Source organism: Pseudomonas sp. ZT5P21 (assembly GCF_054897785.1).
The window spans coordinates 3,857,409-3,880,696 of sequence record NZ_CM142705.1 but is presented as its reverse complement, the minus strand read 5'-3'; the positions used below and the strand labels follow the sequence as shown (position 1 = coordinate 3,880,696).

Sequence of the window (23,288 nt, the reverse complement as noted above, 5' to 3'; positions counted from 1 at the left end):
ACGCGATCTGCAGACCGGGGCAGATCGAATGTGGGAGCGAGCTTGCTCGCGATGGCGGACTGACAGTCAACAAAGATGCTGAATGCTAGATCGCCATCGCGAGCAAGCTCGCTCCCACATTGGAAAAGCGTTGTCAGCTTTTGTTTTGCAGGCGCACCGCTAGCACGTCGCAGGGCGCACCATGCAGCACATCGTTGGCGGTGGAGCCCAGCAATAGCGCCAGACCGTGCCGGCCATGACTACCTACCACGATCAGGTCACAGGTCTGTTCCTTGGCCAGGTGATGAATTTCCTGGCGCGGCTGGCCGTAGGTCAGGTGGCTGTACTCTTTGGAGAGCTCCGGGTACTTCACGATCAATCGGTCCAGTCGCTCTTTGGCCTGATCGAACTGCTGTTGTTGCAGTTGTGACAGGTCCATCGGCACGTCGCCGCCGAAAGCCATGGCCATCGGTTCGACAATGTGCACCAAGGACAACTTCGCACCATTGCTCACCGACAGTTCGCGAGCGCGGTGGATGACAGGGTCGCACTCTTCGGTGAGGTCTACAGCGACCAGAATGTGGTTGTAGGGCATGAGGTGCTCCTCCTGAGGATGCAATATTGGTAAGTATGGCTGGTTTCAAGCGCATTGTTTTCAAAGTGACCCAAAGCGCTCATCAAGATTCGGGAGTACAGATATGACGGTCTGGATAGTGGTGTCAATCCTGTTGGTGGTGCTGAGCCCGCTGGCATGGTTGCGGCCGTCCCGTGGTCAGAGCGGGCGCATGGCCCTGCGCATGGAGGCGCGACGCATCGGGCTGGCCATGCAGCTGGCGCCCCAGGACTGGCCGCACTGGTTGAGTCAGGAGCCGCCGAGTCCCTGCGCGCAGTACCATCGACCGCGTCGCGGCAATCAACCAGCGTGCTGGAGTTACTGGCAGAAGTCACCGGGTGTGTGGGTGAATCAATGGCAGGAGGTTTGCGAGGATCAAGCGCTGCTGAATCATTTCGAAAAATTGCCGGCCAACGTCTACAAGGTCGAAGCGGACAAGCAGATGATCACGTTGTATTGGGGCGAGAAGGGTGAAGCGACAGTTTTGCTACAAATCGATGCCACCCTCAAAGCATTAGCCTGATCACGATCCGTTGTAGGCGTGCCTTTTGCGCAGGCAATAAAAAGCCCGACATTCATCATCGGGCTGGAGTTGGCCAGGCAGGCCGGTAAACCGCTGTGAACTGATCTTGCGCCAAGCATTCGCCGACGCGTTGATGTTTTTTTCTCAATCTCACGCCCAGCGTAGCCTTTTAAACAAAGGCTGCCGCGAATTAGGGCGACTTTTCTAACTATTGATTCTATGAATGGCCTCACATGCATCCGTGTGTTGCAGGTACTCGTGGTACGGAAATGACCGGAAAGTCGCGTTTCAACCCGCATTTTGGGCGATTGACAATTGTCGGAAATTCCGTGAAGGTGGCGTACCCCAAATCAAACGGGCGTATGAATTGAGCGTTTGCATTGCAGACTGCTCCTACAGAATCCCGACTATCGCGTTGGCGGGTGTGCCGGGTGGATTGGCGTAGCATCGACGATAACGTCCCTGCCCAGCCATTCGCCTGCGTCCGACGTGTACGGTTCAGCTTCCATATCGTGGAGATCAGTTGATGATTTACGAAGGTAAAGCCATCACGGTTACGGCTCTTGAAAGTGGCATCGTCGAATTGAAATTCGACCTCAAGGGTGAGTCCGTCAACAAGTTCAACCGTCTAACCCTGAACGAACTGCGTCAGGCTGTAGACACCATCACGGCAGATGCTTCGATCAAGGGTGTGATCGTCAGCAGCGGCAAGGACGTATTCATCGTCGGCGCCGACATCACCGAATTCGTCGAAAACTTCAAGCTGCCGGATGCGGAGCTGGTTGCTGGCAATCTGGAAGCCAACAAGATTTTCAGTGATTTCGAAGACCTCAACGTCCCGACTGTCGCCGCGATCAACGGCATCGCCCTGGGTGGCGGTCTGGAAATGTGCCTGGCGGCGGACTACCGCGTCATGTCCATCACGGCCAAGATCGGTCTGCCGGAAGTCAAACTGGGCATCTACCCGGGCTTCGGCGGTACCGTGCGCCTGCCGCGCCTCATCGGTGCCGACAACGCCATCGAGTGGATTGCCGCCGGCAAGGAAAATCGCGCTGAAGACGCGCTGAAAGTCGGCGCCGTCGACGCAGTGGTTGCTCCTGAGAAGCTGCAGGAAGCCGCTCTGGAACTGATCAAGCGCGCTATCTCCGGCGAATTCGATTACAAAGCCAAGCGTCAGCCGAAGCTGGAAAAGCTGAAGCTGAATGCCATCGAACAAATGATGGCTTTCGAAACCGCCAAAGGTTTCGTCGCCGGTCAGGCTGGCCCGAACTACCCGGCGCCGGTCGAAGCGATCAAGACGATCCAGAAAGCCGCGAACTTCGGTCGCGACAAAGCGCTGGAAGTCGAAGCCGCCGGTTTCGTCAAACTGGCCAAGACCTCTGCCGCGCAGAGCCTGATCGGTCTGTTCCTGAACGATCAGGAACTGAAGAAGAAGGCCAAGGCCTACGACGAAATCGCCAGGGACGTGAAGCAGGCTGCCGTATTGGGCGCCGGCATCATGGGTGGCGGTATCGCTTATCAGTCGGCCTCCAAAGGCACGCCGATCCTGATGAAGGACATCAACGAGCACGGCATCGAGCAAGGCCTGGCCGAAGCCGCCAAGTTGCTGGTGAGCCGCGTTGATAAAGGTCGCATGACCGCGGCGAAAATGGCTGAAGTCCTTAACGGCATTCGTCCGACCCTGTCCTACGGCGACTTCGGTCACGTGGATCTGGTCGTAGAAGCTGTCGTCGAGAACCCGAAGGTCAAGCAAGCCGTCCTGGCTGAAGTCGAAGACAAGGTCAAAGAGGACACCATCCTCGCGTCCAACACCTCGACCATTTCCATCACCTTGCTGGCCAAGGCCCTCAAGCGTCCGGAAAACTTCGTCGGCATGCACTTCTTCAACCCGGTGCACATGATGCCGCTGGTTGAAGTGATTCGTGGCGAAAAGTCCAGCGAGCAAGCGGTTGCCACTACCGTTGCCTACGCCAAGAAAATGGGCAAGAACCCGATCGTCGTCAACGACTGCCCAGGCTTCCTGGTCAACCGTGTGCTGTTCCCGTACTTCGGCGGTTTCGCCAAGCTGGTCAGCGCTGGTGTGGACTTCGTCCGTATCGACAAGATCATGGAAAAATTCGGCTGGCCGATGGGCCCGGCGTACCTGATGGACGTGGTCGGCATCGACACCGGCCACCACGGTCGCGACGTAATGGCTGAAGGTTTCCCGGACCGCATGAAAGACGACCGCCGTTCGGCTATCGACGTGCTCTACGAAGCCAAGCGCCTGGGCCAGAAGAATGGCAAGGGCTTCTACGCCTACGAGACCGACAAGAAAGGCAAGCAGAAGAAAGTCGCCGATCCTTCGGTGCTGGAAGTGCTCAAGCCGATCGTTTTCGAGCAGCGCGAAGTCACTGACGAAGACATCATCAACTGGATGATGATCCCGCTGTGCCTGGAAACCGTACGTTGCCTGGAAGACGGCATCGTTGAAACTGCTGCCGAAGCCGACATGGGTCTGGTCTACGGTATTGGCTTCCCTCCATTCCGTGGCGGTGCGCTGCGCTACATCGACTCGATCGGTGTTGCAGAGTTCGTTGCCCTGGCTGACCAGTACGCTGATCTGGGCGCGCTGTACCACCCGACCGCGAAGCTGCGTGAAATGGCCAAAAACGGCCAGAGCTTCTTCGGTTAAGCGCCCCCAACTAGAGTGAGAGTGAATATATGAGCTTGAATCCTAGAGACGTCGTGATTGTCGACTTCGGTCGTACTCCGATGGGCCGCTCCAAGGGCGGCATGCACCGCAACACCCGCGCCGAGGACATGTCGGCGCACCTGATCAGCAAATTGCTGGAACGCAACGTCAAGGTCGACCCGAACGAAGTCGAAGACGTGATCTGGGGCTGTGTAAACCAGACCCTGGAGCAGGGCTGGAACATCGCCCGCATGGCGTCCCTGATGACTCAGATCCCGCACACTGCTGCCGGCCAGACCGTCAGCCGTCTGTGTGGCTCGTCGATGAGCGCACTGCACACTGCCGCGCAAGCGATCATGACCGGCAACGGTGACGTATTCGTCGTCGGCGGCGTTGAGCACATGGGCCACGTGAGCATGATGCACGGTGTCGATCCGAACCCGCACATGTCGCTGTACGCGGCGAAAGCCTCGGGCATGATGGGTCTGACCGCTGAAATGCTCGGCAAAATGCACGGCATCACTCGCGAGCAACAGGACGCTTTCGGCGTGCGCTCCCACCAACTCGCCCACAAGGCGACCGTGGAAGGCAAGTTCAAGGACGAAATCATCCCGATGCAGGGCTACGACGAGAACGGTTTCCTGAAACTGTTCGACTACGACGAAACCATTCGTCCGGAAACCACCCTGGAAAGCCTGGCGGCGTTGAAGCCAGCGTTTAACCCGAAGGGCGGCACCGTGACAGCCGGTACTTCGTCGCAAATCACTGACGGTGCTTCGTGCATGATCGTGATGTCGGCGCAGCGTGCACAGGACCTGGGCATTCAGCCTCTGGCTGTGATTCGCTCGATGGCAGTGGCAGGTGTGGACCCGGCAATCATGGGTTATGGTCCAGTACCAGCGACGCAGAAAGCACTGAAGCGCGCGGGCCTTGGCATCAACGATATCGACTTCTTCGAGCTCAACGAAGCTTTCGCCGCGCAGGCCTTGCCGGTGCTGAAAGATTTGAAAGTGCTCGACAAGATGAACGAGAAGGTTAACCTGCACGGCGGCGCGATCGCCTTGGGTCACCCGTTCGGTTGTTCCGGCGCGCGTATTTCCGGCACCCTGCTGAACGTGATGAAGCAAAATGGCGGCACCTTCGGGGTAGCCACCATGTGCATTGGTCTCGGCCAAGGCATCTCCACCGTCTTCGAACGCGTTTAAGCGTTCCGTTGATGGAAGCCGGGGCCAAGTGCCCCGGTTTTTGTTTTTCCGGATTTATTTTTGTTTTTATTTTGAAAAGATTTGAGTGAGGGCCAAACCATGCCGATACAACCTGGGCTCTACCAACATTACAAAGGTCCGCAGTACCGCGTATTCAGCATTGCGCGTCATTCGGAAACCGAAGAAGAAGTGGTCTTCTACCAAGCCCTGTATGGCGATTACGGCTTTTGGGTGCGTCCCTTGAGCATGTTCCTGGAGTCGGTCGAGGTTGACGGCGAACAGGTGCCACGCTTTGCTTTAGTGCAAGCCGAACCGAGCCTATTTTCGAAGCCATAAGCTGAGTGCGCGCAAAACCCTGCGCTTGACCTCACCTTGTAGCCACTATATATAGCGGTGCCGCGTCAGGCGCCAACCGCCTTTCACTTCTAGAATTCAGGAATTTTCTGATCCATGGGCAAATCGCTGGTCATTGTGGAATCCCCGGCTAAGGCCAAGACCATCAACAAGTATCTGGGTAACCAATACGTGGTGAAGTCGAGTATCGGCCATATCCGAGACCTGCCCACCAGCGGTTCGGCTAGCGCCAGCAAAGAGCCAGCCGCCAAGCGTGGCAAGGCTGCCGCGGGTGAAGGTCCGGTGCTCACGCCGAAAGAGAAAGCGCGCAAACAGTTGGTCTCTCGCATGGGTGTCGATCCCGATCATGGCTGGAAAGCCAAGTACGAGATCCTTCCGGGCAAGGAAAAGGTCATCGAAGAGCTGCGCCGGCTCGCCAAGGATGCTGACACCATCTATCTCGCAACCGACTTGGATCGCGAGGGGGAAGCCATTGCCTGGCACCTGCGCGAAGCCATCGGTGGTGACGACAGCCGCTACAAGCGCGTGGTGTTCAACGAAATCACCAAGAAGGCGATTCAGGAAGCCTTCTCCAAGCCGGGCGAGTTGGACATCGATCGTGTCAACGCCCAACAGGCGCGTCGCTTCCTCGATCGCGTGGTGGGTTACATGGTTTCGCCCCTGCTGTGGGCCAAGATCGCCCGTGGCCTGTCCGCCGGTCGCGTGCAATCGGTTGCCGTGAAGCTGGTGGTCGAGCGTGAACGAGAAATCCGTGCGTTCAATCCGGAAGAGTACTGGGAAGTCCACGCCGACCTCGGCACCGCCAAGGGCGCCACCGTGCGCTTCGACGTGGCTCGCGAGAAAGGGGAGGCCTTCAAGCCGCTGAACGAAGCCCAGGCCATGGCCGCGCTGGAGAAGCTCAAGGCTTCCAGCTACAGCATCGTCAAACGCGAAGACAAGCCGACCAGCAGCAAGCCGTCGGCGCCGTTCATCACGTCCACCCTGCAACAGGCCGCGAGCAACCGCCTGGGTTTCGGCGTGAAGAAAACCATGATGATGGCCCAGCGTCTCTACGAAGCGGGCTACATCACCTATATGCGTACCGACTCCACCAACCTCTCGGCCGATGCCGTGACGATGGCGCGTACCTATATTGAAGGCGAATTCGGCAAGAAGTACCTGCCGGAAACCCCGAACGTCTACAGCAGCAAGGAAGGCGCACAAGAGGCTCACGAAGCGATTCGACCGTCCGATGCCAACACCGAGCCAAGCAAGCTCTCGGGCATGGAGCGAGATGCAGAGCGGCTCTACGAGCTGATCTGGCGCCAGTTCCTCGCTTGTCAGATGCTGCCGGCCCAATACCTGTCGACCACGGTTACCGTCGGCGCCGGCGACTTCGAACTGCGCGCCAAGGGTCGCATCCTGAAGTTTGACGGTTACACCCGCGTCATGCCACAAATCGCCAAGCCTGGCGATGACGACGTACTGCCAGACATGGCCCAGGGCGACGCGATGAAGCTGATCAAGCTTGATCCGACCCAGCACTTCACCAAACCGCCGGCGCGTTACTCGGAAGCGAGCCTGGTCAAAGAAATGGAAAAACGCGGTATCGGTCGTCCTTCGACCTATGCGGCGATCATTTCGACCATTCAGGACCGCGGCTACGTGGCGCTGCACAACCGTCGTTTCTATTCGGAAAAGATGGGTGACATCGTTACCGAGCGGCTGTCCGAGAGTTTCTCCAACCTGATGGACTACGGCTTTACCGCCGGCATGGAAGAGAACCTCGATGACGTGGCTCAGGGCGAGCGCGACTGGAAAAACGTGCTGGACGAGTTCTACGGCGACTTCAAGAAAAAGCTTGAGGTAGCCGAAAGCGCCGAAAACGGCATGCGTGCCAACCAGCCGGTGATGACCGACATTCCGTGCCTGACCTGTGGCCGTCCGATGCAGATTCGTACTGCATCGACTGGCGTATTCCTCGGTTGCTCGGGTTACAGCCTGCCGCCGAAAGAGCGCTGCAAAGCCACTGTCAACCTGGTGCCGGGCGACGAAATTGCGGCGGACGACGAGGGTGAATCGGAGTCGCTGGTTCTGCGCGGCAAGCATCGTTGCCCGATCTGCAGCACCGCGATGGACGCTTACCTGCTCGACGAGAAGCGCAAGCTGCACATCTGCGGCAACAACCCGGATTGCGACGGCTATGAAATCGAAGAGGGTACCTATCGCATCAAGGGCTATGAAGGTCCGATCCTGGAATGCGACAAGTGTGGCAGTGAGATGCAACTCAAGACTGGCCGTTTCGGAAAATTCTTCGGTTGCACCAACGCAACGTGCAAGAACACCCGCAAACTGCTGAAAAGCGGTGACGCGGCGCCGCCGAAGATGGATCCGGTGAAGATGCCCGAGCTGAAATGCGAAAAGGTCAACGACACCTACATCCTGCGCGACGGTGCTTCCGGCCTGTTCCTGGCGGCGAGCCAGTTCCCGAAAAACCGCGAGACCCGTGCTCCGCTGGTCTTGGAAATCGTGCCGCACAAGGATGAGATCGATCCGAAGTATCACTTCCTCTGTGAAGCGCCGAAGAAAGATCCGGACGGCCTCCCGGCGGTGATCCGTTACAGCCGAAAAACCAAAGAGCAGTATGTTCAGACCGAAGTCGATGGTAAGCCGACTGGGTGGAAGGCGTTCTACGACGGCGGCAAGTGGACAGTTGAAGACAAGCGTCCAGCAGCCAAAGCTTAAAAAGCGCTGTTAAAAAGGCCGCGTGGCAACCCTCGGGTTTTCATGCGGCCTTTTTGTTTTGGGCTTGCGGTGAGCTTGGGTGATCCACGACACTGTCAGACCTGCGTGAGCAATTATTTCGTTGTGGAGGCTGCCGTCATGGCCCACGAACTCTATACCCGTACCAACCAGAAGATTTATTTCGCCGGCCTGTCGCTGGAAGCGCTCGCGATGGCCGAAGAGGGTCGGGCGATGAACTCCCTGGCGCTGATTCAGGCCGGACGAGAATCGGCGTTGTTTCACTTGTACGGTGCGTTGCTGGGGCTGTGCCATGAAATCGCTGGTTTCTATCGCTTGCCGCAGGCCAATGCGACCCGTGCGGAAATGCTGCTGACCCCGGATGTGCTGGAAGCCATCGCCATTCCAGAATTGGCTGAGATGATCGAGTTGGCGAGTAATTCGCAAACCTGGTTGGCCAGGTTGCTGTCGGCACATGCGGCGCTGTTTCAGCCTCCGCGAGCACCGCACAAACCCAAGGGGGATGTGACACAGCCGTTGATCCTGGCCGTTAACCTGAATGAAGAAGATGTATCGGAAGAGCTGAGTCGCGAAGAGCTGGAGAGTTGGCGTCAGAATCTCAAAGGTCTGGCGATCCGGTTTCGCGAAGGCTTGAACGAGTGCTGAATGATTGAGTGTTCGACGGACGGTTGCGAGAGACTGCCCGGTCAGGGATGAGCGTGCTGTCAGAAATTTCTCTTCGTAGTGGCATCTGGTCAAGATCCCGAGCGAAGCCTGACCGATGCCTATATAATCCCCGCCTTTCGTGGAGAACAGACCTTTATGCCAACGTCCTTTCTAGAAATTGTTGAGTTACCAGACGGCCGAATCGAGCTGCGTAGGGCTGAGGACGAGGGTTCTCTGGTTACTTTGGATTTCTCCGAGGATGCCAAGACGTTCCTGCAAGGCCAGCACGTGGAAGTCGCCAAGGCGATGTTGAGCGTGGGTGTTCAGATGGCTGGTCGCCTGGTCGAAGGCGATTTCAATACCGATGAGAGTGCTCGGGTCCTTCATTGATCCCGTTCGTCGCATTTGACTGATACCGCTATTGATCGGCTTCTCTATCCTTGGAGAAGCCCCCGCGTTGCTCAGTGTACCCTTCGTTAACCCAGTCGAATATTCAGGCTTTGTGCGTCCCCGGTCCGGGCGGCGCTGATCAGCTGTTGCCGAGACGCAGTGCTCAATGGGTTGAGCCAGCTGACGACGGTGTGGCTGCGGCCCAGGCGCAAGGCTTCGCAGGTCAACTGTTGTGCGCTCTGGGTGCCGCGCGGTTGCAACAGCAGAATGCGTTCACGATTAAGGCCGGCGTCTCGCAACCAGGTTTGGGTCAGGCTGGCGGGCGGAGCGATCAGTGTCAGCCAGCGCGCGTCCTGATCCTCGCTCAACTCCCTGAGGATCGGCGCCAGAAGGCTTAGGCAGTTCCCGGTTGCACCACGCAGTGAGAGCTCACTGAAAACTTCAGGTTCGGCGCTCCAGGGCGACTCGACCACGTCTTTCAGAATCGGCGCCATCGGCTGCACCATGAACGCCTCGAACAACGGCAGTTGGGCTTGCTGTGATGTGTGTGGAAACTGCATAACGCCTCCTTTAGCGGCGAATGACGCCGACACTCAAGCCTTCGATCACCAGTTCCTGATCTTTCAGGTTCACTTCGATAGGGGCGAATTCAGGGTTTTCGGCAATCAGCCAGACTTTGCTGCCGTCACGCTTGAAGCGTTTGACCGTCACTTCGTCGCCGATACGCGCCACCACGATCTGGCCGTTGCGGGCTTCACGGGTGGTATGGACCGCCAGCAGGTCTCCGTCGAAAATGCCTACGTCCTTCATGCTCATGCCATGAACGCGCAGTAAATAGTCAGCGCGAGGATGGAAGAAGGCGGGGTTGATGTTGCAAGACTCTTCGATGTGCTGCTGGGCAAGGATCGGCGCACCGGCAGCGACTCGACCAATGATTGGCAGGGTGGACTCGTCTCCCTTGGCTTCGAAGCCGGGGATGCGGATGCCGCGGGAGGCGCCGGGTGTCATCTCGATGGCGCCTTTACGGGCTAATGCCTTGAGATGTTCTTCTGCCGCGTTGGGCGACTTGAAACCCAGTTCCTGAGCGATTTCCGCGCGGGTCGGCGGGTAACCGTTATCTTCCAGGCAGCGTTTGATGAAGGCCAGAATCTCGGCTTGGCGTGGCGTCAGCTTTAGCATATTGATCGCTCTGTCTTTTTATACAGTGACTGGGATTATATACAGTGAAAACATCTTGGCAATGCCCCTTTTTTTGCCGGCCGCCAGACGGTCAATCAGCGTGCTGATTAACACGGCGCAGATGTATGGTTAAATAGCTGACGGGCAATTCCCGGAACGAACCGGGAGGCTTGACAAGGCTAAGGCTGAAACGTATGTTTCAAACAAGTGTTTGTCAGGCGGAGTAGCCATGGCCCAGTCGGAAACCGTTGAACGCATTCTCGATGCTGCCGAGCAGTTGTTCGCGGAAAAAGGTTTTGCTGAAACCTCGTTGCGTTTGATCACTAGCAAGGCCGGGGTCAATCTGGCGGCGGTGAACTATCACTTCGGCTCGAAGAAGGCACTGATTCAAGCCGTCTTTTCGCGCTTTCTCGGACCGTTCTGCCTGAGTCTCGATAAAGAACTGGAGCGGCGCCAGGCCAAACCCGAGCACAAGCCGACACTGGAAGAGCTGCTGGAAATCCTCGTCGAGCAGGCTCTGGTGGTGCAGCCACGCAGCGGCAACGATCTCTCCATCTTCATGCGATTGCTGGGACTGGCATTCAGCCAGAGCCAGGGTCACTTGCGTCGGTATCTCGAAGACATGTATGGCAAGGTATTCCGCCGCTACATGATGCTGGTCAACGAAGCCGCGCCGCGCATTCCGCCGATCGAGCTGTTCTGGCGTGTGCACTTCATGCTGGGTGCTGCGGCGTTCAGCATGTCCGGTATCAAGGCCTTGCGCGCGATTGCTGAAACCGATTTCGGCGTCAACACGTCCATTGAACAAGTGATGCGCCTGATGGTGCCGTTCCTGGCAGCCGGCATGCGTGCCGAAACCGGCGTGACCGACACGGCCATGGCCACCGCGCAGTTGCGTCCGCGCAGCAAATCGACACAGGTTGCCGCCAAGGTTTAACTGTACACGGGTGGGCGCGGCAGCTGACATCCGCTAAGCTAGCCGCCCATGCCGACTCTCGTTCTGAACCCGCTCCTACTAGGTATCGCCGATCTGCCGGGCACCGTCCCGGGCAGCGAGTGCGCACGAGCCGGGTTTATCGTTTTCAAGGAATCTCTATGACTGCTGGCTTGCAAGGCTCGTTGATGGTGGACGTCGCCGGTACCTGGCTGACGGCTGAAGATCGCCAATTGTTGCGCCAGCCCGAAGTGGGCGGCCTGATCATTTTTGCCCGCAACATCGAGCACCCGCGTCAGGTGCGCGAACTGAGCGCCGCGATTCGCGCCATTCGCCCTGAGCTGCTGCTGGCAGTGGACCAGGAGGGCGGTCGCGTTCAGCGCTTGCGTCAGGGATTCGTGCGGCTGCCGGCCATGCGCGCCATTGCTGACAATCCGAATGCCGAGTACCTGGCCGAGCAGTGCGGCTGGATCATGGCCACCGAAGTATTGGCTGTCGGTCTCGATCTGAGCTTCGCCCCGGTGCTGGATCTGGATTACCAGCGCAGCGCCGTGGTGGGCACTCGTTCATTCGAAGGTGATCCGGAGCGCGCGGCGCTTCTGGCGGGTGCATTTATCCGTGGGATGAACAGCGCGGGAATGGCCGCTACCGGCAAGCACTTTCCCGGCCACGGCTGGGCAGAGGCGGATTCGCACGTCGCGATCCCGAATGACGAACGCAGCCTCGACGAAATCCGCGCCAACGATCTGGTGCCGTTCGCCCGGTTGAGCAAGCAATTGGCCGCCGTCATGCCGGCCCATGTCATTTACCCGCAAGTCGATTCCCAACCCGCGGGCTTCTCCCGGCGCTGGTTGCAGGACATCCTGCGCGGCGAATTGCAATTCGATGGCGTCATCTTCAGCGACGATCTGTCGATGGCCGGCGCCCATGTGGTCGGTGATGCTGCCAGCCGTATTGAAGCCGCGTTGTCTGCCGGTTGTGACATGGGGCTGGTGTGCAACGACCGCGCCGCTGCTGAACTCGCCTTGAGTGCCGCCCAGCGTCTGAAGGTCAAGCCGTCCGAGCGCATTGCGCGGATGCGCGGCCAGTCGTACGCCAGCACTGAGTACCGCCAGGATCCGCGCTGGCTGACAGCCATTGGTGCGCTTAAAGATGCTCAACTGATTGAATAAGGACTTCACGTTATGACGGTTTACGCGATTATTGGTGGCACCGGCCTGACTCAACTCGAAGGCCTGAGCATTCGCCAGTCATTGGCGGTGGACACTCCTTATGGCGCGCCTTCAGCCGAAGTGCAGATCGGTGAATACGCCGGCAAGGAAGTGTTGTTCCTCGCTCGTCACGGGCACCCGCACCGTTTTCCTCCGCATCAGGTGAACTACCGCGCCAACCTCTGGGCGCTGAAACAAGCCGGAGCCGAAGCCATTCTCGCGGTCAACGCGGTGGGTGGGATTCATGCCGCGATGGGCACCGGCCATTTCTGCGTGCCACATCAACTGATCGACTACACCAGCGGTCGCGAACACACCTATTTTGCCGATGATCTGGAACACGTCACCCACATCGACTTCAGCTATCCCTATAGCGAGCCGCTGCGTCAGCAGTTGATCGCGGCGCTGGCGGCTGAGGGCGTTGGCTACAGCAGTCATGGGGTTTATGCCTGCACCCAGGGGCCGCGTCTCGAAACGGTGGCGGAGATTGCGCGTCTGGAGCGTGACGGGTGCGACATCGTCGGTATGACCGGCATGCCGGAAGCGGCATTGGCGCGTGAGCTGGAACTGGATTATGCCTGTCTGGCACTGGTGGTGAACCCGGCGGCGGGCAAGTCGACGGCGGTGATCACGATGGCCGAGATCGAGCAGGCGCTGCATGACGGGATGGGTAAGGTGAAGTCGACGTTGGCACGGGTGCTTAGGGGTTAAGCAGTCCATCTACCGAGTCGCGCCCTTCGCGAGCAAGCCCGCTCCCACAGAGGATTTGTGCAGACCCCACCATGATGGGGCAACAAAAAATTCCTGTGGGGGCGGGCTTGCTCGCGAAGGCGTTCTATCTCTCGACGCTATTTTTCGAGCTTCTCCGGCAACGGCGCAAACAACGCCTCAATATCATCACTCTGCAGTTTCCAGTCCCCAGTCTTGCGCCCATCCAACACGCCGGCCGCCAGGTCGGATTTTTCCTTTTGCAGGTGCTGAATCTTTTCTTCCACTGTGCCCCGGGCAATCATCTTGTAGACGAACACTGGCTTCTCCTGACCAATGCGGTAAGCACGGTCAGTCGCCTGGTTTTCCGTCGCCGGGTTCCACCACGGATCGTAGTGAATCACTGTATCCGCTTCCGTCAGGTTCAAGCCCACACCACCGGCCTTCAAACTGATCAGAAAGATCTGACGCTTACCACTCTGGAAGTCTTTCACCGACGAGCGGCGATCACGGGTCTGTCCTGTCAGCAACGCATATTCAACGCCGCGTTTCTTCAATTCGACCTCGATTAACGCCAGCATCGAAGTGAACTGCGAAAACAGCAGAATCCGCCGACCTTCCTCGAACAACTCCTCCAGCATCTCCATCAGGCTGTCGAGCTTGCCCGAAGTGCTGCCGCGAGCCGGCAGCGCGGCATCGTTGACCAGGCGCAAATCGCAGCACACCTGACGCAGCTTCAGCAGCGCCTCAAGAATGATGATCTGGCTGCGCGCTACACCCTTGCGGGTGATTTCATCGCGCACCTTCTTGTCCATGGCCAGTCGCATGGTTTCGTAAACATCGCGTTGGGCTTCGTTGAGTTCGACCCAGTGGATGATCTCAGTCTTCGGCGGCAACTCCGTTGCCACTTGCTCTTTGGTCCTGCGCAACAGAAACGGTTTGATCCGACCGTTCAAGTGCGCAAGGCGTACCTCGCTGGCGCGCTTTTCAATCGGCACGCGGTAATCGCGGTTGAAGCTCTTCATATCGCCAAGCCAACCGGGCAGCAGAAAGTGAAACAGCGACCACAGTTCACCCAGGTGGTTTTCCAGCGGTGTGCCACTCAGGCACAGGCGCTGGCGTGCGTTGAGTTCGCGCGCGGCTTGAGCAGCTTTGCTGTTCGGATTCTTGATGTACTGAGCCTCATCCAGTACCAGCACATGCAACGGCTGTGCGGCCAGACGTTCGACGTCCTTGGGCAATAGCGCGTAGGTGGTCAGGATCAGGTCATAATCGGTCAGCGTGTCGAAATGCTTCTTGCGACTGGCACCGTACAGCGCCAGCACTTTGATTTGCGGCGTGAAGTGCGCTGCTTCATCGAGCCAGTTCGGGATCAGGCTTGTGGGCATCACCACCATGCACGGCCGATCGAGGCGTCCGGCGTTTTTCTCGCTGAGAATGTGCGCCAGTGTTTGTAAGGTTTTGCCCAGTCCCATGTCGTCCGCGAGAATCCCGCCGACCTCCAGTTGCCGCAACGACTGCATCCAGCTCAAGCCTTCAAGCTGGTAAGGGCGCAAAGTCGCGTTCAAGCCTTCCGGTGCAGTCGCGGTGTAGTCCTTGACGTCCCGTAGCCGCTGGGCAAAGGTGCGGAGCTGCTCGCCTCCTTCCCAGAGCAGCGGCATGCCTTCCAGTGGGTTCAAGCGAGTGGCGTCGGCCTTGCTCAGGCGCAACGTGGTTTCGCCGGGCCCTTGCAGATAGAACTCGCCGAGAGTTGCCAGTACCGGTTTCAAGCGGCCGAAGGGCAGGGCGACCTGAAGCGGGCCATATTCGGAGTTCGGGCGATTGGGGATGTTCACCAGAATCAGCTCGTCGTCGCGACGGCGGGCGAGGCGTTCCGGGTTGAGGATCTCCGTGTGGGAGCGCATCAGGTTCAGCAGAATGGGCAGCAAGCTCAACCGTTCACCGTTGACGATAATCCCCAGTTCCAGATCGAACCAGTCGCGCTCCGGCGCCTGTTCGACAGTGGCGTACCAGTCGTCTACAGCGGTCAGGTCGAAACCGAAATCCTCATCGATCTGCAACTCCCAGCCCTGAGTGCGCAGCTTCGGCAGCTCATTGAGGGTGAAGGTCAGCCAGGCGCTGTCGTTGACCATCTCATACAGTTCGCCGGCGCTTTCCGGCAAGGCCTTGCTTTGCCGCGTGGCGATCTTGAAACCGAGGATTCGTAGCTGTTCCCTGTAGGCCTGTTCGACTTCCGGATGGCGTTTTATCCGTAAAGTTTGCGTCTCCTGGCGAATCAGCACGTCGGCGTTTTTTTGTCCGCTGACGTATTCATCCAGGTAACTGAAAGAGAGCGCCGCGCGATGCTGGATGTAGCGCTGCATCTTGCCGTTACGCGGTTCGAAGGCGCTGAACTCGATACTCGCCAGCCACAGGCGTGGCACCGGTTGCACGTTATCAATCAGTACTTGCGGCGGCGCCTTCGGGCCCCGGTTTTCCAGGACGGCCTGAAGTTTCTCGAGCAATTCGGCGTCTTGCGCGGCGGCGGGATAATCGAGCGTTTCCTGCACCTTCAGCAGCACCGCTGCGCAATGTTTGCAGTTGCTGCGGACCGGGCACGTACACGTGGCATCGACCATCAGCAGGGTGGCTTTAGCCGACTCGCGCAGGCGAATGGTCTGACGGTAAACGTTACCCCCAGACCCCTCGCACGCGGCAGTGATGGTTGCGTCACCCACCTCGACAATCCGGACTCGGTTTTCCAGGGCGTAGCGACGCCCGCGCTCCAGGCTTTGTTCCTTGAATCGACTGACCCACGAGGGGGCCAGCGGTTTGCTAAGAGTCGCGGGCATATGGACTTCAATCAGTCCGGAATTTCATCGGGGACTGGCCGAGGCGCAGGGGCGGTGAGCGAGGTGATCTTGATCAGCAAACCGAGGTGGCCGTTGTCGAGGAAGTTCAGCTGGCCGTTCTTGGTGTGGCTTTCCTGCTTCAGGCGTTCGCTGGCGGTGACCATGCCATTGGTGTCGATCTGGTTGACCCAGAAGTCGGCGTCCACATCGGTAAAGCGTCCCAGCTTCAGGCTCAGTGTGCCCTCGATCGGGAACTGGCCGAACTGTTCCTTACCGTCGCTGATCGCGATTTTGGTGGCTTCTTCACCCAGGTTCTGTTGCCAGGCCTTGTGCAGCAACACCGTGTATTCGTTGCTGGCGGTGAGTTTTTCCACTTCGCCATTCAGGCTGGGCGTGCGCAGGCTGTCGGGGCTGATGCGCTGGGCGCCGCCGGCCCAGTCTTCCGGTGCCGCGCGACTGACGATGGCGGGCACGGCATTTTGCCGGACCAGAATCATTTCAATCTGATACAGGTCATCGGCAAACGCCATCGGGGCAGCCAGGGTCATCAGCAAAGTCAGTGAGCGAAACAGGCGCATGCGGCGTCCTTCAAGCAGTTTTCGGAATGAGGCATTCAAGCAGTGCCTCTACTGTATTAAAGCGCTCTTCCGGGCGCTCCATCGGCACCATGAATTTAAACATCGTGGCGCCTTCGAATTTGTAGCGATTGGGCTGGCCCTGAATCAGTTTGATCAGGGTCAGCGGGTCGACTGGCGTTTGCGCGGCGAACTCGATCCGGCCACCTTGCGGGCCGCCGTCGACTTTCTTGATGCCCAGCACCTCGGCCTGCAACTTCAGCGCCGTGATGCGCATCAGGTTCTTGGTCGGCTCCGGCAACAGACCGAAACGATCGATCATCTCCACTTGCAGGTCCTTGAGGCCGTCCTCATCGGTGGCCGAGGCGATGCGTTTGTAGAGAATCAGTCGGGCATGCACGTCCGGCAAGTAGTCTTCCGGAATCAATGCCGGTACGCGCAAATTGACTTCCGGACCACCGCCCAGCGGCTGATCGAGATTGGGCTGTTCGCCTTTGCGGATCGACTTCACCGCGCGCTCGAGCATCTCCATGTACAGCGTGAAACCAACGGCCTGGATCTGACCGCTCTGACCGTCGCCCAGCAGTTCGCCGGCGCCACGGATTTCCAGGTCGTTGGTGGCAAGCACGAAGCCCGCGCCGAGGTCCTGAGTGTTGGCGATGGCTTCCAGACGCTTTTCTGCATCCGGGGTGATTTGCTGGCGCGGCGGTGTCAGCAGGTACGCGTAAGCCTGGTGGTGACTGCGACCGACGCGGCCGCGCAACTGGTGCAGCTGCGCCAGGCCGAATTTGTCGGCACGCTCGATGATGATGGTGTTGGCGCTCGGCACGTCGATGCCGGTCTCGATGATGGTCGAGGCGATCAGCACGTTGAAGCGCTTGTGGTAGAAGTCGCTCATGACCTGTTCGAGTTCGCGTTCGCGCATCTGCCCGTGGCCGATACCGATCCGCGCTTCCGGCACCAGTTCGGCGAGGTCGGCGGCGCATTTCTCGATGGTCTTCACGTCGTTGTGCAGGTAGTAGACCTGCCCGCCACGCAGCAACTCACGCAGCAAGGCTTCTTTGACCGTGCTCTTGTTCTGCTCCATGACGAAGGTCCGCACCGACAGACGACGGGCCGGCGGCGTGGCGATGATCGACAGGTCGCGCATGCCCGACACCGCCATGTTCAGCGTGCGCGGAATTGGCGTCGCGGTCAGGGTAAGGATGTCAATTTCGCTGCGCAGGGCCTTGAGCTGTTCTTTCTGACGGACGCCGAAACGGTGTTCTTCGTCGATGATCACCAGCCCGAGGTTTTTGATCTTGACGTCGTCTTGCAGCAATTTGTGTGTGCCGATGACGATGTCGATCTTGCCTTCGGCGAGATCGGCGACAGCGGCGTTCACTTCCTTGGTCGACTTGAAACGGCTCATCACTTCCACGGTCACCGGCCAGTCGGCGAAGCGGTCGCGGAAGCTGTTGTAGTGCTGCTGGGCGAGCAGGGTGGTCGGCACCAGAATGGCGACCTGACGACCGCCGTGCACCGCGATAAATGCGGCCCGCATCGCCACTTCGGTCTTGCCGAAACCGACATCGCCGCAGACCAGACGGTCCATCGGTTTCGGCGCGAGCATGTCGGCGCGCACGGCGTCGATGGTGGTTTGCTGGTCCGGGGTTTCTTCGAACGGGAAACCGGCGCTGAAGGTTGCGTAGTCGGCTTTCGGATCTGCGAAGGCATAACCTTCGCGAGCGGCGCGGCGGGCATAGATGTCGAGCAATTCGGCAGCCACGTCGCGCACCTGTTCAGCGGCTTTGCGTTTGGCTTTCTGCCAGGTTTCCGAGCCGAGACGGTGCAACGGAGCCAGGGCGTCGTCGCTGCCGGTATAACGGGCGATCAAATGCAGGTTGGCGACCGGCACGTAAAGCTTGGCGCCTTCGGCGTATTGCAGGGTCAGGAACTCAGCCGCCTGATCGTCGATTTCCAGCGTCGCAAGACCCAGATACCGACCGACGCCGTGATCGATGTGCACCACCGGCGCGCCTTCGCGCAACTCGGTGAGGTTCTTGATCACGGCGTCGTTGTTGGCATCGGCGCGCTTCTCTCGACGTCGGCGCTGCATCACGCGCTGACCGAACAACGGACTTTCAGCCACCAGTGCCAGTGCCGGGTCATCAAGCACCAGGCCTTCGTCGAGCGGCGCAATGGTAATCGCCAGGCGCTCCTTGCTCACGACAAAGTCCGGCCAGCTGTCGACGGTTTTCGGCCGCAGCTTCAGGCGTTCGAGCAGTTCAAGCAGTACTTCACGACGGCCCGCGGACTCGGCGGTGAACAGTACGCGACCAGGGAATTCGTCGAGGAAACCGGCGAGCGCCGCCAGTGGCTGAGTGGCCTTGGCCTCGATGGCCAGGTTTGGCAGCTCCCGCGCCGGGAAGCGCTCACGGCCGACGCCGGTTTCAACGTCCTGTTGACTGGCCACCACACGGGGCCAGTTCTTCAGGCGGGCAAAGCAATCCTCCACTGGCAAGAACAATTCGGCTGGCGGTAATAAAGGACGAGAGGGATCGACACGGCGCTCTTCATAACGGTTGCGCACGTCGTTCCAGAAGTTTTCCGCCGCCTGCTCGATGCCCGGCAGCGAGAACACCTGGGTGTCCTGGGGCAGATAATCGAACAGTGTGGACGTTTCGTCGAAGAACAGCGGCAGGTAGTACTCGATACCCGCCGGTGTAATCCCGCTGCTCAGATCCTGGAAGATCGGGCAGCGACGGAAGTCGACATCGAAGCGTTCGCGAAAGCGCGCCTTGAAGCGGGTGACCGCGTCTTTTTGCAGCGGAAACTCCCGCGCCGGCAACAGGCGAACGGTGTCCACCTTGTCGATGGAGCGCTGGTTTTCCGGATCGAATGTACGCAGCGTCTCGATTTCGTCATCGAACAGGTCGATCCGGAAGGGCAGCTTGCTACCCATCGGGAACAGATCGATCAGCGAGCCGCGGACGGTGAATTCGCCATGCTCGTACACGGTGTCGACGTAGCGGTAGCCGCTGGCCTCCAGCCGGGTACGCATCTGCTCGACATCGAGCTTCTGGCCGACGTCCAGAACAAGGCTGCTGCCGAGCAGGAATTTGGTCGGCGCCAGGCGATGCAGGGCCGTGGTGATCGGCACCACCAGCACGCCATGGCTCAGCTCCGGCAACCGATAGAGGGCGGCGATGCGCTGGGAAATGATGTCCTGGTGCGGCGAAAACAGATCGTACGGCAGGGTTTCCCAGTCCGGAAAATGCAGCACCGGCAAATCCGGGGCGAAGAAACTCAGCTCCTGTTCCAGCCGTTCGGCACTTTGGCTGTCGGCGGTCAGCAGCAGGGTAAAGCGCTTGGCAGCGCTGGCGGCCTCGGCGATGGCCAGGCTCAGGGCGGCACCGGGCAGATTGCCCCAGTGCTGTTTACCTGCCGCGGCAGGGAGAAGCGGTAGACGCAGAACGGGCACGGAAGGTTGAGCTCCAAGCGTTGCGACAAAGTCGGTAATTGTAGCGGCCCCGGGTGCCGCCTGTCAGTTGCTGACTGAGCCTATTACTCAGGTTTGGCGAAATGTAGTGGTAAAGACAAAATCCGGCTGTTTTTTACTGAAAATCTTTGATTATGTAGTGGCATAACGGTCGAGTGTTGCGGAGGGTTACGGACAGGGCAGCCATGTCTCCAAAAAATTGACTTCGCTGAAAGCCGCGGTTTTACTGGGCTTCGGTTGCGCGTAATTTTTTTGAACTGGAATTTGTTACGGATCGCACGACAGGCGCGCATTGCTACCGAGGGCACTCGGCGGCATAATGTAGCCCCTTTTTTCTGCCCCTACATGTGGAAGGTTCCCGTGACTCAGAAGCCCGACCAGTGTCTTGGTGAATGGATCGACCGTGAAGCACTCGCAGAAGCGATGATTCCGCTTATCGGTCAGCTCTACCGCAATAACAACGTGGTGAGCTCGATCTATGGCCGCAGCCTGATCAATCGTTCAGTCATCGCGATTCTCAAAGCTCACCGCTTTGCTCGTCATCGCCAGTCCGATGACAGCGAATTGTCCGTCCACGAAACATTCCCTCTGCTCAAGGCTATGAGCGAGCTCAAGCTCGGCGCTGCTTCGGTAGACCTGGGCAAGCTTGCAGTCAAGTTCAAGGCTGAAGGCAATGGCCGCACTGCCGAGCAGTTCGTCCGTGAAGAACTGGCTGATGTCGTCGGCCAGCAGAACGTTGCCGCGCGCAAAGGCACCGACGTTGTTCTGTATGGCTTCGGTCGTATCGGCCGTCTGCTGGCGCGCATCCTGATCGAAAAAACCGGTGGTGGCGACGGCCTGCGCCTGCGCGCCATCGTTGTCCGCAAGGGCGCCGAGAACGATCTGGTCAAGCGTGCGAGCCTGCTGCGTCGTGACTCGGTTCATGGTCCGTTCGATGGCACCATCACCATTGATGAAGCCAACAACACCATCACCGCCAACGGTAATCTGATCCAGGTTATCTACGCGAAAAACCCGACTGAGGTGGATTACACCCAGTACGGCATCAAAGACGCGCTGCTGGTGGACAACACCGGTGTATGGCGTGACGCTGACGGCCTGGGCCAGCACCTGGCCTGCCCGGGTATCGACCGCGTTGTTCTGACCGCGCCTGGCAAAGGCAAGCTGAAGAACATCGTTCATGGCATCAACCACGGCGAAATCACCGCTGACGACAAGATCGTTTCGGCCGCTTCCTGCACCACCAACGCCATCGTGCCGGTGCTGAAAGCGGTCAACGACAAGTTCGGCATCGTCAACGGTCACGTAGAAACGGTTCACTCGTACACCAACGACCAGAACCTGATCGACAACTTCCACAAAGGCGACCGCCGTGGCCGTAGCGCCGCGCTGAACATGGTCATCACCGAGACCGGTGCCGCCACTGCTGCTGCCAAGGCTTTGCCTGAGCTGGCCGGCAAGCTGACCGGTAACGCGATCCGTGTTCCGACGCCAAACGTGTCGATGGCCATTCTCAACCTGAATCTTGAGAAAGCCGCCACCCGCGAAGAGATGAACGAGTACCTGCGCTACATGGCGCTGCACTCCGATCTGCATAAGCAAATCGACTACGTCAACTCGCAGGAAGTGGTGTCCACCGACTTCGTTGGCTCGCGCCACGCAGGCGTGGTGGACGCTGAAGCAACCATCACCCAAGACAACCGCGTTGTTCTGTACGTTTGGTACGACAACGAATTCGGTTACAGCTGCCAGGTAGTGCGCGTGATGGAAGACATGGCTGGTGTAAACCCGCCATCGTTCCCGCGCTAAACGTTAGCTGCACATGAAAACGCCTCGACTTTGGTCGGGGCGTTTTTGTTTGTGCCTCTCTGTAGGAGCGAGCTTGCTCGCGATGGACTTCAGGGCGACGCGTGTATCCAGAGAATACGCGTTATCGTTGGCGTCCATCGCGAGCAAGCTCGCTCCTACAAAGGGGGCGTGCATAATGGCGGACTTCATTGTGTCAGGGGGGGGGGCAGGAAAATGTGGGATTTGTCGAGCAGGTGGCGGAGCATTTTTTGGTTGCTGCTCGGCACGTTGTCCGGCTGCGGCAACGGCGATTCCATGGAAACCATCAGCGGTCCGACCATGGGCAGTACGTATTCGATCAAATACCTGCGCCACGCCGATCTTCCCGCAGCCGCCGAGGTCCGCGTCGAAGTCGAAAAGATCCTCGCTGAAGTGGACCGGCAAATGTCCACCTACCGCAGTGATTCGGACATCGAACGATTTAACGATCTTCCCGCTAACCGCTGTCAGAAAATGCCCGCGCCGGTCCTCGAGTTAGTCCGCGTTGGTGAGCAGCTATCAGAACAAAGCGAAGGCTCCTACGACCTGACGGTAGAACCGCTACTCAATCTCTGGGGGTTTGGTCCGCAGGCGCGTGAGGAAAAAGTCCCCGCTGCCCAAGCGCTGGCGGACGTGCGCCAGCGAGTCGGATATCAACATCTGCGCATTCAAGGCGATCTGCTGTGCAAGGACGCTGCCGTCGAAGTCGACTTCAACAGCATCGCTGCAGGCTACGCGGTTGACAGGATTGCCGAAAAACTCGAAGCCATGGGCATCCGCAACTACCTCGCCGAAGCCACCGGAGAACTCAAGGCAGCGGGCAAGAAACTCGACGGCTCACCCTGGAAGATTGCATTGGAGGAGCCTCGCGACGATCAGCAAGTGGCGCAGCGCATCATCCATGTGGACGGCTACGGCGTGTCCACTTCCGGCGACTACCGTAATTATTTCGAGCAGGATGGTCGGCGTTATTCCCACACCTTCGATGCCCGCACCGGTGCGCCGGTCTCACATACCCTGGCGTCAGTCACGGTGATTGATCCTTCAGCCTTGATGGCCGATGGCTTATCGACGCTGTTGCTGATTCTCGGTCCTGAGCGGGGTTGGGACTATGCCGAAACTCACAACATCGGTGCATTTTTTGTGATGCGTGCCGATACAGGTTTCGTCACGCGCACCAGTCACGCTTTTGAACGCCTCAGTGGCGGAAAAACCGAGTGAGCAAGGCGATTCAAGCAGCAAAGACTGGCGTTGTAGTGCACGCAAAAGTAGCCTACGACGCGACCAAGGGTTAATGTGCCCGGCGTTGACGCTTCTATAGACTGTGTCCGGGTTCTGCACTGGCCCCAAATTGTTCCTTCACGCCGCAGATCGGCGTGATTTAGCCGCAGGTGCCGAGGGCGCCGCGGCCTGTTCT

The 23,288-nt window shown here is 58.8% G+C and carries 18 protein-coding genes; 12 read left to right on the top strand and 6 right to left on the bottom strand.

All coding sequences use genetic code 11. The features are described 5' to 3' along the window. Positions 1 to 133: 133 nt before the first annotated feature. Positions 134 to 574 carry a universal stress protein gene (locus ACYZT9_RS18015; RefSeq protein WP_008028495.1) on the bottom strand — a complete coding sequence of 147 codons (441 nt, stop codon included), beginning with the start codon at positions 572 to 574 and terminating at the stop codon, positions 134 to 136. A gap of 103 nt (positions 575 to 677) precedes the next feature. On the opposite strand from ACYZT9_RS18015, the gene ACYZT9_RS18010 reads away from it, so the two are divergent. The 7 genes from ACYZT9_RS18010 (at position 678) to ACYZT9_RS17980 (ending at position 9,125) form a co-directional block, all read left to right on the top strand. After that, complete coding sequence (locus ACYZT9_RS18010) at positions 678 to 1,115, top strand: hypothetical protein (RefSeq protein ID WP_462006739.1); 438 nt, start codon at positions 678 to 680, stop codon at positions 1,113 to 1,115. 526 nt (positions 1,116 to 1,641) lie between these two features. Next, entirely contained in the window at positions 1,642 to 3,789 is a 2,148-nt protein-coding gene (gene fadB / locus ACYZT9_RS18005) for a fatty acid oxidation complex subunit alpha FadB (RefSeq protein WP_462006738.1), read from the top strand. 29 nt (positions 3,790 to 3,818) lie between these two features. Further along, entirely contained in the window at positions 3,819 to 4,994 is a 1,176-nt protein-coding gene (gene fadA / locus ACYZT9_RS18000) for an acetyl-CoA C-acyltransferase FadA (RefSeq protein WP_008028488.1), read from the top strand. A 99-nt stretch (positions 4,995 to 5,093) separates the two neighbouring features. Beyond that, the gene (locus ACYZT9_RS17995; RefSeq protein ID WP_046047845.1) at positions 5,094 to 5,330 is read left to right on the top strand and encodes a DUF1653 domain-containing protein; all 237 of its coding nucleotides are present in this window, start codon (positions 5,094 to 5,096) and stop codon (positions 5,328 to 5,330) included. A gap of 114 nt (positions 5,331 to 5,444) precedes the next feature. Then, positions 5,445 to 8,072, top strand: a complete 2,628-nt coding sequence (gene topA, locus ACYZT9_RS17990) for a type I DNA topoisomerase (RefSeq protein WP_462006737.1) — start codon at positions 5,445 to 5,447, stop codon at positions 8,070 to 8,072. A 138-nt stretch (positions 8,073 to 8,210) separates the two neighbouring features. Further along, positions 8,211 to 8,735 carry a DUF6586 family protein gene (locus tag ACYZT9_RS17985; RefSeq protein WP_462006736.1) on the top strand — a complete coding sequence of 175 codons (525 nt, stop codon included), beginning with the start codon at positions 8,211 to 8,213 and terminating at the stop codon, positions 8,733 to 8,735. 156 nt (positions 8,736 to 8,891) lie between these two features. Then, positions 8,892 to 9,125, top strand: a complete 234-nt coding sequence (locus tag ACYZT9_RS17980; RefSeq protein ID WP_462006735.1) for a hypothetical protein — start codon at positions 8,892 to 8,894, stop codon at positions 9,123 to 9,125. 86 nt (positions 9,126 to 9,211) lie between these two features. On the opposite strand, the gene sulA is transcribed toward ACYZT9_RS17980, so the two are convergent. Next, on the bottom strand, positions 9,212 to 9,685 hold the full coding sequence (gene sulA, locus ACYZT9_RS17975; protein ID WP_462006734.1) for an SOS-induced cell division inhibitor SulA: 474 nt from the start codon (positions 9,683 to 9,685) through the stop codon (positions 9,212 to 9,214). Positions 9,686 to 9,695: 10 nt separating this feature from the next. Continuing rightward, a complete protein-coding gene (gene lexA / locus ACYZT9_RS17970; protein ID WP_462006733.1) occupies positions 9,696 to 10,304 on the bottom strand; it encodes a transcriptional repressor LexA in 609 nt (202 codons plus the stop codon). Positions 10,305 to 10,533: 229 nt separating this feature from the next. Between lexA and psrA the strand changes: the two genes are divergently transcribed. The 3 genes from psrA (at position 10,534) to ACYZT9_RS17955 (ending at position 13,160) form a co-directional block, all read left to right on the top strand. Beyond that, positions 10,534 to 11,241, top strand: a complete 708-nt coding sequence (gene psrA / locus ACYZT9_RS17965) for a transcriptional regulator PsrA (protein ID WP_462006732.1) — start codon at positions 10,534 to 10,536, stop codon at positions 11,239 to 11,241. 170 nt (positions 11,242 to 11,411) lie between these two features. Then, on the top strand, positions 11,412 to 12,410 hold the full coding sequence (gene nagZ / locus ACYZT9_RS17960) for a beta-N-acetylhexosaminidase (RefSeq protein WP_462010250.1): 999 nt from the start codon (positions 11,412 to 11,414) through the stop codon (positions 12,408 to 12,410). A 12-nt stretch (positions 12,411 to 12,422) separates the two neighbouring features. Further along, on the top strand, positions 12,423 to 13,160 hold the full coding sequence (locus tag ACYZT9_RS17955) for an S-methyl-5'-thioinosine phosphorylase (protein ID WP_462006731.1): 738 nt from the start codon (positions 12,423 to 12,425) through the stop codon (positions 13,158 to 13,160). A gap of 137 nt (positions 13,161 to 13,297) precedes the next feature. Here ACYZT9_RS17955 and ACYZT9_RS17950 read toward each other — a convergent pair whose 3' ends face one another. The 3 genes from ACYZT9_RS17950 to mfd are packed head-to-tail and all read right to left on the bottom strand — an operon-like array spanning position 13,298 to position 20,026. Next, the gene (locus tag ACYZT9_RS17950; RefSeq protein WP_462006730.1) at positions 13,298 to 15,988 is read right to left on the bottom strand and encodes an SNF2-related protein; all 2,691 of its coding nucleotides are present in this window, start codon (positions 15,986 to 15,988) and stop codon (positions 13,298 to 13,300) included. Between the two features lie 11 nt (positions 15,989 to 15,999). Continuing rightward, positions 16,000 to 16,566 carry a CsiV family protein gene (locus ACYZT9_RS17945; RefSeq protein WP_462006729.1) on the bottom strand — a complete coding sequence of 189 codons (567 nt, stop codon included), beginning with the start codon at positions 16,564 to 16,566 and terminating at the stop codon, positions 16,000 to 16,002. A 10-nt stretch (positions 16,567 to 16,576) separates the two neighbouring features. After that, positions 16,577 to 20,026 carry a transcription-repair coupling factor gene (gene mfd, locus ACYZT9_RS17940; protein WP_462006728.1) on the bottom strand — a complete coding sequence of 1,150 codons (3,450 nt, stop codon included), beginning with the start codon at positions 20,024 to 20,026 and terminating at the stop codon, positions 16,577 to 16,579. A 363-nt stretch (positions 20,027 to 20,389) separates the two neighbouring features. Here mfd and ACYZT9_RS17935 point away from each other — a divergent pair, with 363 nt between their 5' ends. Both ACYZT9_RS17935 and ACYZT9_RS17930 read left to right on the top strand, forming a co-directional pair. Beyond that, positions 20,390 to 21,853: a glyceraldehyde-3-phosphate dehydrogenase gene (locus ACYZT9_RS17935; protein WP_462006727.1), complete on the top strand. Its 1,464-nt coding sequence runs from the start codon at positions 20,390 to 20,392 to the stop codon at positions 21,851 to 21,853. A 213-nt stretch (positions 21,854 to 22,066) separates the two neighbouring features. Next, positions 22,067 to 23,092 (top strand): FAD:protein FMN transferase, encoded by a 1,026-nt coding sequence (locus tag ACYZT9_RS17930; RefSeq protein WP_462006726.1) that lies wholly within the window; start codon positions 22,067 to 22,069, stop codon positions 23,090 to 23,092. Positions 23,093 to 23,288: the final 196 nt, after the last annotated feature.

Excerpts from the sequence above, each read along its gene's own strand:
- lexA (WP_462006733.1), bottom strand. The coding sequence starts at position 10,304 with ATGCTAAAGCTGACGCCACGCCAAGCCGAGATTCTGGCCTTCATCAAA.
- ACYZT9_RS17985 (WP_462006736.1), top strand. The coding sequence starts at position 8,211 with ATGGCCCACGAACTCTATACCCGTACCAACCAGAAGATTTATTTCGCC.
- topA (WP_462006737.1), top strand. The coding sequence starts at position 5,445 with ATGGGCAAATCGCTGGTCATTGTGGAATCCCCGGCTAAGGCCAAGACC.
- ACYZT9_RS18015 (WP_008028495.1), bottom strand. The coding sequence starts at position 574 with ATGCCCTACAACCACATTCTGGTCGCTGTAGACCTCACCGAAGAGTGC.
- ACYZT9_RS17955 (WP_462006731.1), top strand. The coding sequence starts at position 12,423 with ATGACGGTTTACGCGATTATTGGTGGCACCGGCCTGACTCAACTCGAA.
- fadA (WP_008028488.1), top strand. The coding sequence starts at position 3,819 with ATGAGCTTGAATCCTAGAGACGTCGTGATTGTCGACTTCGGTCGTACT.
- psrA (WP_462006732.1), top strand. The coding sequence starts at position 10,534 with ATGGCCCAGTCGGAAACCGTTGAACGCATTCTCGATGCTGCCGAGCAG.
- fadB (WP_462006738.1), top strand. The coding sequence starts at position 1,642 with ATGATTTACGAAGGTAAAGCCATCACGGTTACGGCTCTTGAAAGTGGC.
- sulA (WP_462006734.1), bottom strand. The coding sequence starts at position 9,685 with ATGCAGTTTCCACACACATCACAGCAAGCCCAACTGCCGTTGTTCGAG.
- ACYZT9_RS17980 (WP_462006735.1), top strand. The coding sequence starts at position 8,892 with ATGCCAACGTCCTTTCTAGAAATTGTTGAGTTACCAGACGGCCGAATC.
- ACYZT9_RS17950 (WP_462006730.1), bottom strand. The coding sequence starts at position 15,988 with ATGCCCGCGACTCTTAGCAAACCGCTGGCCCCCTCGTGGGTCAGTCGA.
- ACYZT9_RS17935 (WP_462006727.1), top strand. The coding sequence starts at position 20,390 with ATGTGGAAGGTTCCCGTGACTCAGAAGCCCGACCAGTGTCTTGGTGAA.
- ACYZT9_RS17930 (WP_462006726.1), top strand. The coding sequence starts at position 22,067 with ATGTGGGATTTGTCGAGCAGGTGGCGGAGCATTTTTTGGTTGCTGCTC.
- ACYZT9_RS18010 (WP_462006739.1), top strand. The coding sequence starts at position 678 with ATGACGGTCTGGATAGTGGTGTCAATCCTGTTGGTGGTGCTGAGCCCG.
- ACYZT9_RS17995 (WP_046047845.1), top strand. The coding sequence starts at position 5,094 with ATGCCGATACAACCTGGGCTCTACCAACATTACAAAGGTCCGCAGTAC.
- ACYZT9_RS17945 (WP_462006729.1), bottom strand. The coding sequence starts at position 16,566 with ATGCGCCTGTTTCGCTCACTGACTTTGCTGATGACCCTGGCTGCCCCG.